The organism is Rhodococcus sp. APC 3903, assembly GCF_030407755.1.
GTDB classification, from domain to species: domain Bacteria; phylum Actinomycetota; class Actinomycetes; order Mycobacteriales; family Mycobacteriaceae; genus Rhodococcus_F; species Rhodococcus_F erythropolis.
This window is the reverse complement of sequence record NZ_JASDCV010000014.1, coordinates 37,621-51,828: the sequence shown is the minus strand read 5'-3', so window position 1 is coordinate 51,828 and position 14,208 is coordinate 37,621. Positions and strand designations below refer to the sequence as shown.

14 protein-coding genes and 1 pseudogene are annotated in these 14,208 nt (G+C 60.5%); 8 read left to right on the top strand and 7 right to left on the bottom strand.

What is annotated here, in order from left to right:
• Positions 1–20 precede the first annotated feature (20 nt).
• The 3 genes from QMA15_RS20285 (at position 21) to QMA15_RS20275 (ending at position 3,828) form a co-directional block, all read left to right on the top strand.
• Complete coding sequence (locus QMA15_RS20285) at positions 21–1,256, top strand: cytochrome P450 (RefSeq protein ID WP_279163154.1); 1,236 nt, start codon at positions 21–23, stop codon at positions 1,254–1,256.
• The gene (locus QMA15_RS20280) at positions 1,253–1,816 is read left to right on the top strand and encodes a TetR/AcrR family transcriptional regulator (RefSeq protein WP_279163155.1); all 564 of its coding nucleotides are present in this window, start codon (positions 1,253–1,255) and stop codon (positions 1,814–1,816) included. Before QMA15_RS20285 ends, QMA15_RS20280 begins: the two co-directional genes overlap by 4 nt.
• A 98-nt stretch (positions 1,817–1,914) precedes the next feature.
• Positions 1,915–3,828 (top strand): alkyl sulfatase dimerization domain-containing protein, encoded by a 1,914-nt coding sequence (locus QMA15_RS20275; protein ID WP_029254603.1) that lies wholly within the window; start codon positions 1,915–1,917, stop codon positions 3,826–3,828.
• A gap of 36 nt (positions 3,829–3,864) precedes the next feature.
• Here QMA15_RS20275 and QMA15_RS20270 read toward each other — a convergent pair whose 3' ends face one another.
• The 3 genes from QMA15_RS20270 to QMA15_RS20260 are packed head-to-tail and all read right to left on the bottom strand — an operon-like array spanning position 3,865 to position 6,472.
• Positions 3,865–4,485 carry an L-threonylcarbamoyladenylate synthase gene (locus QMA15_RS20270; protein ID WP_019747165.1) on the bottom strand — a complete coding sequence of 207 codons (621 nt, stop codon included), beginning with the start codon at positions 4,483–4,485 and terminating at the stop codon, positions 3,865–3,867.
• Positions 4,486–4,511: 26 nt separating this feature from the next.
• Complete coding sequence (locus QMA15_RS20265; RefSeq protein ID WP_020906449.1) at positions 4,512–4,937, bottom strand: MerR family transcriptional regulator; 426 nt, start codon at positions 4,935–4,937, stop codon at positions 4,512–4,514.
• A 35-nt stretch (positions 4,938–4,972) separates the two neighbouring features.
• On the bottom strand, positions 4,973–6,472 hold the full coding sequence (locus QMA15_RS20260) for a SulP family inorganic anion transporter (RefSeq protein WP_290286118.1): 1,500 nt from the start codon (positions 6,470–6,472) through the stop codon (positions 4,973–4,975).
• 296 nt (positions 6,473–6,768) lie between these two features.
• Here QMA15_RS20260 and QMA15_RS20255 point away from each other — a divergent pair, with 296 nt between their 5' ends.
• From QMA15_RS20255 to QMA15_RS20240, 4 genes are all read left to right on the top strand, one after another.
• A complete protein-coding gene (locus tag QMA15_RS20255; RefSeq protein ID WP_290286116.1) occupies positions 6,769–7,983 on the top strand; it encodes an Ig-like domain-containing protein in 1,215 nt (404 codons plus the stop codon).
• Between the two features lie 55 nt (positions 7,984–8,038).
• On the top strand, positions 8,039–9,157 hold the full coding sequence (locus QMA15_RS20250) for an Ig-like domain-containing protein (protein WP_182262506.1): 1,119 nt from the start codon (positions 8,039–8,041) through the stop codon (positions 9,155–9,157).
• Positions 9,158–9,445: 288 nt separating this feature from the next.
• Positions 9,446–9,814, top strand: a complete 369-nt coding sequence (locus QMA15_RS20245; RefSeq protein ID WP_290286113.1) for a hypothetical protein — start codon at positions 9,446–9,448, stop codon at positions 9,812–9,814.
• Between the two features lie 354 nt (positions 9,815–10,168).
• Positions 10,169–10,339 carry a hypothetical protein gene (locus tag QMA15_RS20240; protein WP_020906453.1) on the top strand — a complete coding sequence of 57 codons (171 nt, stop codon included), beginning with the start codon at positions 10,169–10,171 and terminating at the stop codon, positions 10,337–10,339.
• Positions 10,340–10,420: 81 nt separating this feature from the next.
• Here QMA15_RS20240 and QMA15_RS20235 read toward each other — a convergent pair.
• The 3 genes and pseudogenes from QMA15_RS20235 to QMA15_RS20225 all read right to left on the bottom strand — a co-directional run.
• A pseudogene (locus QMA15_RS20235) lies at positions 10,421–11,155 on the bottom strand (HNH endonuclease family protein); the annotation flags it as partial.
• A gap of 78 nt (positions 11,156–11,233) precedes the next feature.
• Positions 11,234–11,689, bottom strand: a complete 456-nt coding sequence (locus QMA15_RS20230; protein ID WP_080909026.1) for a pyridoxamine 5'-phosphate oxidase family protein — start codon at positions 11,687–11,689, stop codon at positions 11,234–11,236.
• Positions 11,690–11,711: 22 nt separating this feature from the next.
• Positions 11,712–12,080 carry a hypothetical protein gene (locus tag QMA15_RS20225; RefSeq protein WP_020906454.1) on the bottom strand — a complete coding sequence of 123 codons (369 nt, stop codon included), beginning with the start codon at positions 12,078–12,080 and terminating at the stop codon, positions 11,712–11,714.
• A gap of 704 nt (positions 12,081–12,784) precedes the next feature.
• Here QMA15_RS20225 and QMA15_RS20220 point away from each other — a divergent pair.
• Positions 12,785–13,255, top strand: coding sequence for a hypothetical protein (locus tag QMA15_RS20220; protein ID WP_020906455.1), 471 nt, complete (start codon positions 12,785–12,787; stop codon positions 13,253–13,255).
• A gap of 7 nt (positions 13,256–13,262) precedes the next feature.
• Here the strand turns inward: QMA15_RS20220 and QMA15_RS20215 are convergent, their stop codons facing one another.
• Positions 13,263–14,186: a DUF2797 domain-containing protein gene (locus tag QMA15_RS20215; RefSeq protein ID WP_290286109.1), complete on the bottom strand. Its 924-nt coding sequence runs from the start codon at positions 14,184–14,186 to the stop codon at positions 13,263–13,265.
• Between the last annotated feature and the right edge of the window lie 22 nt (positions 14,187–14,208).

The following is a 14,208-nucleotide window of genomic DNA, read 5'->3' as shown; positions in this document are numbered from 1 at the left end:
ATTTGTCTCATAGTCGAGTCATGACAACCTCTGTGTCACATTCGCCACGGTTTGTTCCTTCCACCGGGGAGTCCTGGCGTTCGCCCTGGGCCATGTACGACGCATTGCGAGAGAACGACCCGGTGCACAACGTTGTGCCGGAAGCTGCGCCGCAGGACGACTACTGGGTGCTCACCCGTCACGAAGACGTCTACAACGCCGCTCGCGACTACGAGACGTATTCGTCGGCAAAGGGATTGACCACTGTCTACGGTGAACTCGAACAGATCGGGATGCAGGACAATCCGCCGTTCGTCATGCAGGATCCGCCCGTGCAGTCGGAGTTCCGGCGCATGGTGTCGAAGGGATTCACTCCGCGTCAGGTCTCGGCGGTCGAGCCGATGGTCCGCGAATTCGTCGTCGAGCGTATCGAAGCGTTGAAAGCGCGTGGCAGTGGCGATATCGTCGTCGAGCTATTCAAGCCGTTGCCGTCGATGGTTGTCGCACACTATCTGGGTGTGCCGGAATCGGACCGTGACCAGTTCGACGGCTGGACCGAGGCCATTGTCGCTGCCAATTCGGCAGGTGGTGTGGCCGCGGCAGCGACGACGGCGCAGGCCGCCACCGGTGAGTTGATGATGTACTTCGCTTCGCTGATCGAACGCCGCAAGGTCGAACCGGGTGACGACACGATTTCGCACCTACTCGCCGCTGGACTCGGTGAAGACGGCGACATGTCCGGCCTGCTGTCGATTCTGGGCTTCGCCTTCACCATGGTGGCCGGTGGAAACGACACCACAACAGGAATGCTGGGTGGTTCGGTTGCGATGTTGACCGAACGCCTCGACCAGCGTCAGATCCTGCTGGACGATCCCGCATTGATCACCGACGCGGTCGACGAGTTGCTTCGACTCACCTCACCGGTCCAAGGACTGGCACGCACCACGACTCGGGATGTGGCCTTGGGTGGCAAAGTGATTCCGGCAGGACGTAAGGTTCTGCTGATGTACGGTGCGGCCAATCGTGATCCCGAAAAGTACGGACCCGACGCGGCGGAGTTGGACGTCTTGCGTCGACCGCAGAAGATTCTCACCTTCAGTCATGGCGCCCACCACTGTCTGGGGGCGTCGGCGGCTCGGATGCAGGCTCGAGTTGCGTTGGAAGAGTTGCTCTCCCGGATTCCAGATTTCCATATCGACGTCGAAGCGATGCAATACGCGCCGGGCAACTACGTGCGCCGTCCACTCACAGCGCCGATGTCGGTGACCCGGCCGTGAGCAACGACTGGCTCGGTGAGGGGCGCGCCTTGGCGGCAGCCGAGAAGATCCTCGACAGTGCGGCGCAACTGTTCGTCGAGAAAGGTGTCAACGCCGTCGGTATGGCGGAGATAGCCTCTGCTGCAGGATGTTCCCGGGCCACCCTGTATCGGTACTTCGAGAATCGGCAGGCCCTTCACATTGCATTCGTTCACCGCGAAGCGCGCAAGCTGGGAACTGCGATCGCGGAATCGGTAGCGACCATCGATGATCCGAGCGAGCGTCTAGAAACGGCGATGCTCACCGCAGTCTCCGCGGTGCGCAGCACTCCGACGTTGGCTGCATGGTTCACTCCGGGTGATGCGAGTCTTGCAGGTGAACTTGCCAATTCATCCGACGTCATCAACGGACTGGGCGTCGCGATGCTCGGTGAAATCGGAGCAGGCACAGCGTCACGAGCACGCTGGATCGTGCGAGTGATCCTCTCACTGCTCATGGTGCCGGGGGCGGACGAGAACGACGAGCGGACGTTGGTGCGTGAGTTCGTTGCTGCGCTGTTGAACGCTGGACGAACCACGTGATCATCCCTTCCGGGTGATGCGCGAGGACTACGTGGCGATCGAGGATGAACCGGTATCCAGACACAGGACACCGCGAGTTCCGAGGAGCGTAAGAGAAGATGACTACACCATCCGAACTCGACCCCAAGCCCGCTACCGAAGCGACTCGCCTTGCGAATGCCCAGGTCCTCCGTGATCTTCCGTTCGATGACACATTCGACTTCGAACTGATTTCTCGAGGTCTGGTAGCGCCGCTCATCGACGGCGGGTTGGTCAAGGGTGACAAAGGACAGTTCATCTTCTCCTACGACGCCTACGGGTTCGCCGACGGCGAAGCGCCGGACACCGTCAACCCGAGTCTCTGGCGCCAAGCCACTTTGATGGGAAAAGGCGGCGGGCTCTTCAAGCTTGCCGATCGCCTCTACCAGGTGATCGGCCAGGACTTGTCGAACACGACTATCATCGAGGGCGATACCGGGTTGATCATCGGTGACACCCTGATGTCCGCGGAAACAGCCGCTCTTGCGCTGGAGTTGTACTACCAGCACCGCCCCAAGGTCCCGGTCAAGGCGATCATCTTCACACACTCCCACGGCGATCACTTCGGCGGAGTCAAAGGATTTGTCACCGACGAAGAGATCGAGTCCGGTGCCGTAAAAGTCTATGCACCAGACAGTTTCACGGAGGAAGCGATCTCCGAGAACGTGCTCGCCGGCACAGCGATGACGCGTCGCGGAATGTACATGTACGGATCATTCCTGCGTCCAGGCCCGCAGGGGCAGGTTTCCGGTGGTCTCGGACTGTCCACGTCGCACGGCACGTCGACGTTCGCGGTGCCGACCGACGTCATCACCGAACCGGTACACGAAGAAGTCATCGACGGCGTGCGAGTGACGTTCATGCTCGCGCCGGGCACCGAAGCGCCGTCCGAAATGTTGTTCTATCTACCCGATTTCAAGGCGCTCGGGTCAGCGGAGGACGTCACGCACACAATGCACAACCTGTACACGTTGCGCGGCGCCAAAACTCGCGACGCCAAGGCCTGGTCGCACTACGTTCGTCTGGCGATGGAACTTTTCCCCGACGTCGAAATCATTTTCGCGCAGCATCATTGGCCCACGTGGGGCAACGACAAGATCTTGAAGCTGATGTCGGATCAGGCAGACCTGTACAAGTATCTGCACGATCAGACGTTGCGTCTTGCCAACAAGGGACTGACACCGGTAGAGATTGCCGACCAGATCGAGGTACCCGACGCCATCGGAAAGCAGTGGTACAACCGCGGGTACTACGGCTCGCTCAGTCACAACGTCAAAGCGATCTACACCTTCTATCTCGGTTGGTTCGACGGCGTTCCCGCTCACCTCAATCCTCATCCGCCGGTGGAGAACGGCAAGCGCTATGTCGAAGCCGTCGGCGGACCCGATGCGCTTCTGACCAAGGGCAAGCAGGCGTTCGACGACGGCGACTATCGCTGGGCAGCGGAGCTGGTGAACCATCTGGTGTTCGCCGATCCGAGTAACCAGAAAGCGCGAGAGTTGTTGGCGGACACGTACGAACAACTCGGCTACCAAGCCGAGAACGGTACGTGGCGCAACTTCTACCTGGTCGGAGCGATGGAATTGCGGCATCCGCTGGCACCGATGCCGTCCAACAACCCCACCGGCCCGGCCGTTGTCGCCGTGATGCCTCTCGAGCAGATGCTGGACTTCTGGGCAGTTCGCCTCGACGGTCCCAAAGCTGCCGACGTCGACCTGTCGTTGCGATTCGTGTTGTCGGACACTGCGGACAACGTCCTGGTCACAGTGCGCAACGGCGTGCTGAATTACGACACGGACAAGGCAGATGCTTCGGCGGCGCTGACTCTGACCTTGACCCGTGCCGTGTTCAACGAGGTGTATCTGGGAACGACTTCGCTCACCGAATCCATCAAGGCCGGAACGGCAAAAGCTGTGGGAGATCAGTCTGAACTGGAGACGTTCATCTCGCTGCTGGAGGACTTCGATCTGTGGTTCGACATCGTGACGCCGTGACACGTTGCCATCCGTGATGTGGCACGGGCGGGGGGATCATTCGAAACGGGAAGGATCTCCCGCGCCGACGCGCACGATCTCGGGGGCACCGGACGAATAGTCGACCACCGTGGTGGGCTCGGTGCCGCAGTCACCCGAGTCGATGACGGCGTCGAGTTGGTGGTCGAGTTCTTCCTTGATCTGCCAGCCGTCCGTCATCGGCTCCTCGGCGCCGGGCAGGAGAAGGGTGCTGGAGAGGATCGGTTCACCCAACTCTTGCAAGAGCGCCCGCACTACCGGGTGGCTGGGGATACGCACTCCGACGGTCTTCTTCTTGGCGTGTGCCAGTCGACGCGGAACTTCCTTCGTGGCGGGAAGGATGAACGTGTACTGCCCAGGCGTAGCCGCTTTGACCGCCCGGAACGCCGAGTTGGTGACGTGGACGAAGTGCCCGAGCTGCGCGAAGTCGGCACAGACCAGCGTGAAGTGGTGATCCGACCGCAGGTGACGGATCTCGCGGATCCGATCGGTGCCCGAGTGATTGTCCATTCGGGCACCCAGGGCGTAGCAGGAGTCGGTGGGGTAGGCGATGACCGCGTCGTTGCGCAGCATTTCGACGATCTGGCTGATCGCGCGCGGCTGCGGGTTTTCCGGGTGAACGTCGAAGTATCGGGCCATCAACCCAGCTTAGTTCAGCTTGCAGATCACGAATGCCGTTCACCGTTCAGACTGTGGTCGGCGAGCAATCCCGTCAGCTCTTCGGCGTAGGCGAGTTGCTTACGTAAGTGTGTGCAGCTTTCTTCCGCCCGGGTGTGGCAATCGGTGACGAATTCGGTTGCAGCGGTTCGCGTTGACGCGTCGGAAGCTTCGTCGCCGAGCACTGCCAGGGAATTGAGGAGTTGTTTCATTTCTTCGAGACTGAATCCGAGCGGCTTCATTCGTCGGATTACCAGTAGCCGTTGGACGTCCGCCTCGGTGTACAAGCGGAATCCTCCGGCGGTCCGCTCCGATGGAGTGACCAGACCGACCTCGTCGTAATGACGGATCGTCTTGATCGACAGTTCGGTGCGTTCGGCAACCTGCCCGATCTGCATGTTCTGTCCCTGGACCGCATGTTCCGGCTCAGACATCACTCCTACTTTCGTCGCGCTGGGCTTCCATACTCTCAGTGACCGTTACCCAGGCGTCCGGACAGGCGCAGATGGCGCTCGGCCGATGCGTCGTCGAGCCCCACGATCTCGACATTCTTGCCTCTGGCCGCGTACTTGGTGGTGATCGCGTCCAGTGTCGCCACGGTCGACGCGTCCCAGACATGAGACTCGGACAGATCGATGACAATGTTCTTCGGGTCGTCGACATAGTCGAACTGGTAGATCAGATCGTTGCTGGATGCGAAGAACAGCTCGCCTCGAACCGCATAGACACGGGTGTCCTCGTCCGGATGCGCGACGTCGATCACTTCGGTGAGATGCGCGACGCGGCGGGCGAAGATGACCATCGCGGTGATCACTCCGACGATCACGCCGTAGGCAAGATTGTGGGTCGCGACGGTGACCGCCACGGTGACCAGCATGACCACTGTCTCGCCGATCGGCATGCGGCGCAGGGTCTTCGGATTGATGCTGTGCCAGTCGAAAGTGCCGACCGAGACCATGATCATGACCGCTACCAATGCGGCCATGGGAATCAACGCCACGACATCGCCGAGGCCGACCACGAGTATCAGCAAGAACACGCCCGCCAGGAAAGTCGAGATTCGAGTGCGAGCGCCGGAGACCTTGACGTTGATCATGGTCTGGCCGATCATCGCGCACCCTCCCATGCCTCCGAAGAAGCCGGTGACGATGTTCGCGACGCCTTGGCCCCACCCTTCTCGGGTCTTGTTCGAGTGAGTATCCGTGACGTCGTCGACGAGCTTGGCCGTCATCAACGATTCGAGGAGGCCGACGAGCGCCATGGCCAATGCATACGGAGCAATGATCGACAGTGTGTGCATGTCCAGAGGGACGTCGGGGAACAGTAGCGTCGGCAGGCTCGACGGAAGCTCGCCTTCGTCGCCGACATTGGGGACGTTGAACGCGAAAACGACTGTGGCGCTGGTCAGTAACACGATCGCCACCAGTGGAGCCGGGACCGCGCTGGTCAGTTTCGGCAGGAATACGAGTATCAGGAGGGCGACGGCCAGAAGTGGGTAGACGAGCCACGGAACATCGATCAGGTGGGGGAGTTGGGCAATGAAGATCAAGATGGCCAGTGCATTGACGAATCCCACCATGACGCTGCGCGGGATGAAGCGCATCAGCTTGGCGACGCCGAGGAGGCTCAACACGATCTGGAGCAGGCCGGCCAGAAGGACTGTCGCAATCAGGTAGTCGATTCCGTACTCGCGCGTCAGTGGAGCGACGACCAGTGCGACGGCGCCGGTAGCTGCGGAGATCATTGCGGGTCGTCCGCCGACGACGGCGATGGTCACTGCCATCGTGAACGACGCGAACAGTCCTACCCGCGGATCGACGCCGGCGATGATCGAGAACGAGATCGCCTCGGGAATCAGTGCTAACGCGACGACCAGTCCGGCCAAAACTTCCGTTTTGAGACGGCGAGGTGACCGGAGCGCGGCCCGAACCGAATTGTCGTTGGTGGATGAAGCGATGGTTACTGCCATGAGATTCCGTCCTGACGAGGTTCTCATACTCTACCCTCCCGTAAGGGTAGAGTATGGACGGAGTTCTCACTACGGCGCTGATTCTGTCGAATTATGTTTCCCTGCAGTGAATCTCAAATCGCGAGATTGGTCGAGAGGGGCAAGGCTCGCGGTGGCGGTCAGATGTGACGACCAGTAACCCTTACCAAGTATTTACCTACTGTGTGGTTTTTGTTTATTGAAAACGGGTCAACTCGGGCGCTGGCTCCGTTACAGTTCGGCGGCAAACGTCAATCAGGTTGTTCCGAGAGGACATCATGTCAAAACGCCTACTGAATGCTGCGCTCCTTACCGGCCTCCTTGCCGGTGGAACCGCTGTGGCCGTGATTCCGGCGACCGCGGCGCCCGTTGCAGAAACCACGTCGACAACGTTTCAGGTCACGTGCCGCGCAGTTCCGAGTGCGTTCTCCGGTCCTTCGTCAGACGGAAAGCCTGCTACGGTGCGAGTTTCGGCTCCTTCGGTCGTGGCGCCAGGTCAAGTCTTCGACATCGACGTGGATCCGGGTAGCGTCCAGATCCCGAACGATGTGAGCGGCGCAAGTGTCAAGAAGATCTCGCGTCTGAAGATCGATCTGCCGATTCCGACCAACGCGGAGTTCGTTTCTGCGGCGGTCACCGATCCGGGCAATGTTATTGCCGGGAAACCTGCTTCGGTGATTCGTGTCAACGAAGACGGCACTCCCGCAGCGGACGGTCCGATACTCCGGTTGTCCGGAGCAAACGAAGCGATCGGCAACAGTCCGTCATCGTCGTCGGGTGCGCACGGCGGGCTTGCGATCAATGCTCAGTCCGGAGCCGAGACCGACATCGTCTTTCCGAAGATCAGAATCACTGTAAAGGCCGGGCCGTCCGGCGCAGTCGAAACCAATGTCCGGACTTCGGGTGCTGCAGGTACTTTCGGCGGGCCGGAGTCGTTTTTGACCTTCCTCCCTCAGGTAAGTCACTGGCTCGCGGGAACCATCTGGGCGCCCACATCCTGTTCTCCTCGCGACGGTGAGACTGGTCCCCTCAACGCCGGTGCCGGCGCATTGGCATCCACGAAAATCGACGGAGACCTCGGACCTGTTGATCCCGAGCCTGGAGCAGACATCGTGACGACGCTCGAAGGACCGACGACGGCCGCTACCGGTACCAAGGTGTCTTTTGCTTCTCGCGTCGATCCGGAAAACGCAACGGGAACAGTACAGTTCATGGTCGACGGCAAGCCCGTCGGTGACCCGCGGCCGGTGGTTCGCGGTATTGCCCGCCTGGATCTGACCTTCGGTAAGGCGGGTACCAGGTCCGTGACTGCAGTCTTCACAGCTACCGGCGACGAGGCGAAGTACACGTCGGCGGCACACATGCTCACGGTGACCGGGGATTCAACAGGCCCGGTCGATCCCGACCCGACCGATCCGGGCACTCCGGGTGGTCTCGGCAGCCTCGAGTCCGTTCTGCCGCAGCTGCCCACAGGTTCGCTCGGTGGCAAGTGATCACGGTCCTACTTCACCGAACACTCGATGACCGAGTCTTTTTGAAAGGCAACATATGAACTCCCGTTCTCTGGCTGTTTGCGCAGTCGTACCAGCTGTTGCGGCCGGACTCCTCGCTGTGTCCGCTCCGGTAGCAGCGGCTTCCGATACCGTGACGCGAACAGTTTCCTTCGAACACAAGTGCCGGGTCGACGGCGCCACCGATTGGGATTCGTCGTTCTCCGACAACCTGGAGGTCACGGCGCCCACGTCCGTGCGTCCGGGCGAACAGTTCACAGTGAAACTGCATCCGGGCACCATGCGTAGTTCGGATTCGGACACCGGTCGTATCAAGTACGACATCGCACTACCGCAAGGGGCAACCCTGGTTTCGTACTCCCTCGTCGGTGATTCGTCGTCCAACTTGACCGGCGAGACTGCGGTGCTGCTCCGGGTGGGCGCAGACGGAAACGCGAACCCGGCGGGTGAGTACCTGCGAATTACCGGCACCGGCAACAAGACAGTCAACGACGGTCCGAGCGCCAGCGACAACAAGCCCAAGGAAGGGCTGCAAGTCAAGGCCAACACGGACTTTCGTTTGCCGGCAGTCGAATTGAAACTCGAAGCTCGGTCCGACGAGGGAAACGCGACGACGCACCTGCGCGCCGGGGCGACGAGCCCGAGTATCAAGATCAAAGACACGAGCATGAGTTTCGGTGAGTCCCGGTGGGTCAATGCCGCTGGGTATTGTGTTGCTTCGGGCGAGGGACGCAGCGCCCTCTCGACTACCGAGGTATTCGCGACCAACCAGACCGAGACGACGGTCGCTGTCGCACTGGAGGCACTGACGGGCGAAGACGTCAAGATTGCGGCGAGTATCGACCCGAACCCGGGTGAGGGCACGGTCGAGTTCTTCGACGGCGAGACGAAGATCGGTAGCGCCACAGTCGATTCCAATGGCCATGCAGAACTGGTCTGGCCGTTCCGCGACCAGGGCGAGCATCGTATCACCGCAAAGTTCTTGGGTACCAAGAAGTTCAGTTCTTCGGAATCTGCAGACAAGACCGTGACCGTCACCGTGCCCGGCGTCATCGTCGTCGAGCCGGTGGATCCGACGGAACCGGAAACTCCTGGTGGAACCGGAAGCCTCGGGGACATCTTCTCGAAGCTGCCGACGGGCTCACTCGGAGGCTGAGTCACCCAAACGGCAGGGGAGCGTCGACGTTTCGGCTCGAATACGGTTGTGTGATCGAATACTGGAATGACAGGTTCGAATCATGCCGAGAGCCGCAACGCCGGCGTTCCCTATTTTTCTCAATGGGAGTCTCCGTCACGGAAATCGGGCCAGAACCACAAAAGGTAGCTCACCAAAACTCGTGCCCTTTTACTACCGTTAGTTGAAGAACTGCGCGAACCGCGGGTTCTTACATCAACAAGCCTTCGAACTCGCCGCTGCGGTTCAGGTATGAACAAGGTAGGGAAAATGCGCAAGGTTAGTTTGCTCGCGTCCGCTGCAGCAGTAGCTGTCGGTGTGGCAATGATCGCGACGTCTGCGGCCTCAGCAGCGCCGGGAACGATTCCCGGTCATGGGCTGTTCGACGTGCCGTGGGAGGTGTTGCCGGGAACCTACACGACGTCTGGACCCGTATCAGCTGATATGCCGTGCATATACGGTCGGGCAAAAGTCGACGGCGACGGTGAATTGAATGTCCTCGAGTTCGAAAGCACCCTCGAACCGGCGACAGTCACCATTCTCTTGACGGATTCTCGCTTCACCACCGCGTATTGCGCTGATTGGAAGAGAGTGTCGTCAGTCGGATCGTTGGATCTCGGATCGCTTTTCGGGTCCTAGACGTCTCCACTCTATGTCGAGATGGACCTCTGGAGGTGACCACGGCCCTCTGCCATCTCGATTGAACGCTCGGCTCGCGGATGCGCTCGTTCGTCTCGAGTTTTCGACCACTCGTCGCATGAGTCCATGACCAGGGACTTTAGCCCTCAGTAATTACCTACCAATCGGTATATTCTGCGAAGGTACGGACTTCGTGAACCGATGTGAGTTGGCTCCGGGGGACGTGCCGGCCTCGCAGGACCGCCCGCAAAGTCAGCCCGGTGAGGCCACCAGAGTTCGCGCATTTCGACAGATTGCCGCTGGGTCCGTCCGCTACGAGGGGAGCGGACGGACCTGACAGCACGAGAGAGTGCCATGCCTGAACGTGGTCAAAGCAGAGTGGACGCGGGGATCATTGCCGTCGTCGCAGTCATAACCGGTGTGTTCGTCGCACTGACCGGCCACGGTCTGGTTGCAGCGCTGGCCACCGTGTTGGGCCTCGCGCTCGGAATGGCGATTGTGCGGTATCTGATCAAAGGTCGCTGATCAGAGTCCTCTGATCAAATGTCGCTGATCAGAGTCCTCGGATCAAATGTCGCTGATCACCGCAAGAGTTCAGCAGGTCGCGAGAATGTCTGCGATGGTGTCGTGTTCGGCTTGGGTAACCCACAAACCGTATGCCGCTTTTACTTCCACTTGAGCAGTCACGTACTGGCAGCGGTATGCCTTGTTGGGTGGCAGCCACGACGCCGCGTCGGAATCCGACTTCTTCTGGTTGGTGGGCCCGTCGACAGCGCGTAGGTTTCGAGGGTCGTTGGCCAGATTGGTTCGCGTTTGCGTGTCGAGCTGCTGCGCGCCCTTCTGCCAGGCGTCCGAGAGTGCGACAACATGGTCGATCTGGACTGCAGAAGACGTGTCCTGGCCGCGGGTGAAGGCGATGGTCTTGTTCGTGTACGGGTCACGGAGCGTACCGGTTTGGACCGAGCAGCTTTTGGAGCCGTCTTTGAATGTCAGGTCGGTGAGGTCACGCCGCAGGATGTCGTTTCGGGTATCGCAGCCGTTGTGGCCGAACTCGACGGTGACGTCGTCGGTCCAGGCGGTACCGAACAGTGCACGGTCGTATCCGGTCTTGGGTGCGCGTCCCTTGATGGGGATCTGTGCCAGCAGTTCAATTGCGGCGGACGAGGGAGCCGAAGTTCCGGCCGTAACCGTCGTCGTGACGCCGGATCCGATTCCCGAACCGAGAGAAGATGTTTCGGGTGCGTCGGCGTTGGAACTGGCGCAACCTCCCAGCACGATCACGGCAGCAATGCCGATGGTGACGCCGGTGATGCCGCGCCTGTGATGTGCCGTGCGTGCCATGTGTGAGAGTCCATTTCTGCGAGAGATGAACTACAAGTATGTCATTCACGACATTTCGGGCTGAACCGGCACTGTCTGTCAGTCCGGTCGAAGTAGCCATCGCGTCACCGGAACCGACACGAGAACTCGCGGACCTTCACGAGTTTCGTCTGCGGCATCCCAGCCGTCGTACTTCTCGCCGAAAAGTTTCAGGAGATCGCCGAACTCGCCGACGTTGTGATGAATTGTCCCGAACCCCTGTGCGACCCACGGGTCGTGAGAGGATCCGTCGACTGCCAACGAGACCCGAGGATCGTCCAGCAGGTTCCGAACCTTCCGATTCTGCTCGGCGCTCGGTATCCAGAATGTGTTCTGACGCAGTAAGAACCAGACCGGAGTCGTGTGCGGCGAGCCGTCGCTTCGAAGGGTGGTCAACCACACGCAAGGAGTATCCGCGATAGTCACTGTCCCAGTATCGGTGCCGGCGCGACGTTCACCAATCGACGGTGCGGAACGAACAATGCCCGGTCCTCGCCGTTGGCGAGGACCGGGCATTGTCGGGAAGGGAGTGGAAGCGTCAGATCTCGATCTTGGGTGTCTGTTCGCCCAGCTTGTGGCGGGCCAGTGCCAGATTCGCACGCGCGCGGTCCAAAACCAGGTACACGAACAGCGTTGACAGTCCGGGCGTCTCGAGGACGCGAATGAGGTGGTACTGGTTACTCAGGGTGATCAGAATGTCTTCGAGAGTGTCGGTAATCCCCAAGTTACTCATCGTGCGGAGCTTTGCTCGCACAACCTCGGAGTTGCCGGCGCCGGCGTACTCGAGGCTGAATGACGGGTTGCCGCTCATACCGAGAACCATCCCGCTGTCGGCGTCGACGACGGCTGCACCGCTGGCACCGTCGATGCGCATCAGTTCGCCGAGGATCTTGTCGATGTTGCTCATTGCTTCTCCTTGGTAGGGCAGAGTCGCGCGGGGCGACTCCAGGTGATGCTTCGGTGATGAAGTCATCGGTACATTTCGAGGTGGAATCGTTGGTTGCGGTGTCGGGAGTGGGCTGGGCGGCAACTGTTCAGCTTGTGAGATTTGTGGGCTCGTTCCGTTCGGTGCAGATGAGCGGCCATTCGACGACTCGAATTCGTCGATGCGGTCTGCGGGCAGCCAGCCGTCCCCGGGGGGTGCGCTGAGCGGCCATCTCGTATCCGTCTCGAAGTCCGGCACCGGCGTCTGAAGTTGCGGATACACCGGCGCGGTAAGCGGCCGCTTGTACGGAACCGGCTGACCGCCCGCGTCGGAGACGTTCGCGAACCAGGCGGCATACCCGGGGTCGCTGCGATCGAGGTTTTGCCCGCGATCGTCGTCTTCCTCCCGGGAGCCTCGTCGACGAAAAAGTCCCACTCGTTCCAGCCCCTTAAAGACGAACTATTTCCGATCAGAGCGTTCCGGATGAACGCGGCAGACCGGACAATCCCACCCATAGTTACTTTGCAGTTAAGTCACCGTAGCATGGGTTCGCAGACGGGGCATATGGTCCAATCCTGTAGGCGGGCCGACGAGGCAGTCGGATTCGACAGGCTGCCCGGACGATTCTCGCCGGTCGACGATGCCGGTCCGTTCGAGCGCCAGACGCCCTCTGGCATCCTTGAAGGATGAAGAAAACGATCACCGGGTTCATCGGTGCCTGCTCGCTGGTGGCGCTGGTTGCCTGCGGTTCTGACGGAGACAAGCCGACCGAGGTCGGAACACTCACTTCCTCCGTTTCGGCGACCACCACTGCGTCACCGACGACGTCATCCGAGGCTCCGGCGACATCGTCGGAATCGACTACCGAGGCACCGTCGGTCGACTCGAGCGTCCCGGCTGAGGTCCCGTCGGACCCGAATGTGAGTTCGGCACTGCCACGGACCTACGCGCAGGCGTGCTCCGACGTTCTCCGGTACCTCGACGCATACCAGCCGGCAATTGACGAGTCGGGCGAGGAAATGGGCATGACGCGTGAATCATTGGCAAACGACATGCTGACCTCCATCCAGGCTTATCCCGAGTGGTCGAGCTTGTCTGCCGACGAGCAGGCTGAGGTCACTCGCGGATTCGCCGCAGCGACCGCGGGAAGTTGCTGACCTACTTTCAGAACAACGATTCCTGAATCGCCACGCCAGGGGACTCGAACTCGCCGACGGTGATGGTTCGACCGACCAGTCCGGACACATCCGCGACGAAGCGTGGCGATTCAGGATCGGGGTCGATCCGCAGCGAGGCGATCGAACCGGCAAGGCCCTCGAAGTACAAGGAATGTTCCCCGGACTCGAAAGTGTGCGGATACGCGATCAACGGTGCCGCATCGAAGACAACGTCGGCGCACGCCGGCGCCGTCCATTCTTCGGGAGCCTCCAGGATCTCGATTCCGTCGATGTCCGATCCGATGTCATTCAGCTCGTCTTTGATCGAGGATACGAAGTGGTGCAACGACTTTCGCAGTTTCTCGCGATCCAAGGGTCCTGTCAGCGCTTCGATCTTCCGAGACGTACGTATGGCCTGACTCAAGCGGAAGTGCTCCGAAACTCGGGCTTCGAGGGAACGAATGCTGTAACCGTCCGTCGACCGCGCTACGAACAATGCGCAGACCGCTCCCTGTTCGGCGACTCGCGGATGCTTGCGGAACTCGGCTGCCGTCCCCACCTTCATCTGACCGCCGGCGAAGATGTCGATGTAGAGCCATTGTGGTTGCGTGAGATAGGTGCGCACGTTCGGATGAATGTGCGCACCGCTGACATGTGCCTGATGAACGGTGGTGAATCCCTCACGATTTCGGCACCGATCGCACTGGCGCCCGGTAACGACCGTGGCCCCGCGGTCACACGGCGAGTGTCCTCGACCTTCTGCGGTGAGATCTCGCCAGCCGAGGCAGCGGCGGCCCTTCTTCTCGTCGACGGAGAATCGCAGAACCGAGTCGTGAGTGTAGAAGGTCGTAGCGGAAGTGGTGTCGTCGACGCATCGGATCCGCGGTGCTGTCGGGTTCGACCATTCGATTCCGCGAACGAGCAGGGTCATTGAAGTGTCGATTCCTTCTGTA

What these genes read in the sequence shown, in the direction of transcription:
- QMA15_RS20285 (WP_279163154.1), top strand. Translation starts at nt 21, where the DNA reads ATGACAACCTCTGTGTCACATTCGCCACGGTTTGTTCCTTCCACCGGG.
- QMA15_RS20275 (WP_029254603.1), top strand. Translation starts at nt 1,915, where the DNA reads ATGACTACACCATCCGAACTCGACCCCAAGCCCGCTACCGAAGCGACT.
- QMA15_RS20270 (WP_019747165.1), bottom strand. Translation starts at nt 4,485, where the DNA reads ATGGCCCGATACTTCGACGTTCACCCGGAAAACCCGCAGCCGCGCGCG.
- QMA15_RS20265 (WP_020906449.1), bottom strand. Translation starts at nt 4,937, where the DNA reads ATGTCTGAGCCGGAACATGCGGTCCAGGGACAGAACATGCAGATCGGG.
- QMA15_RS20260 (WP_290286118.1), bottom strand. Translation starts at nt 6,472, where the DNA reads ATGGCAGTAACCATCGCTTCATCCACCAACGACAATTCGGTTCGGGCC.
- QMA15_RS20255 (WP_290286116.1), top strand. Translation starts at nt 6,769, where the DNA reads ATGTCAAAACGCCTACTGAATGCTGCGCTCCTTACCGGCCTCCTTGCC.
- QMA15_RS20250 (WP_182262506.1), top strand. Translation starts at nt 8,039, where the DNA reads ATGAACTCCCGTTCTCTGGCTGTTTGCGCAGTCGTACCAGCTGTTGCG.
- QMA15_RS20245 (WP_290286113.1), top strand. Translation starts at nt 9,446, where the DNA reads ATGCGCAAGGTTAGTTTGCTCGCGTCCGCTGCAGCAGTAGCTGTCGGT.
- QMA15_RS20240 (WP_020906453.1), top strand. Translation starts at nt 10,169, where the DNA reads ATGCCTGAACGTGGTCAAAGCAGAGTGGACGCGGGGATCATTGCCGTC.
- QMA15_RS20230 (WP_080909026.1), bottom strand. Translation starts at nt 11,689, where the DNA reads ATGCCCGGTCCTCGCCAACGGCGAGGACCGGGCATTGTTCGTTCCGCA.
- QMA15_RS20225 (WP_020906454.1), bottom strand. Translation starts at nt 12,080, where the DNA reads ATGAGCAACATCGACAAGATCCTCGGCGAACTGATGCGCATCGACGGT.
- QMA15_RS20220 (WP_020906455.1), top strand. Translation starts at nt 12,785, where the DNA reads ATGAAGAAAACGATCACCGGGTTCATCGGTGCCTGCTCGCTGGTGGCG.
- QMA15_RS20215 (WP_290286109.1), bottom strand. Translation starts at nt 14,186, where the DNA reads ATGACCCTGCTCGTTCGCGGAATCGAATGGTCGAACCCGACAGCACCG.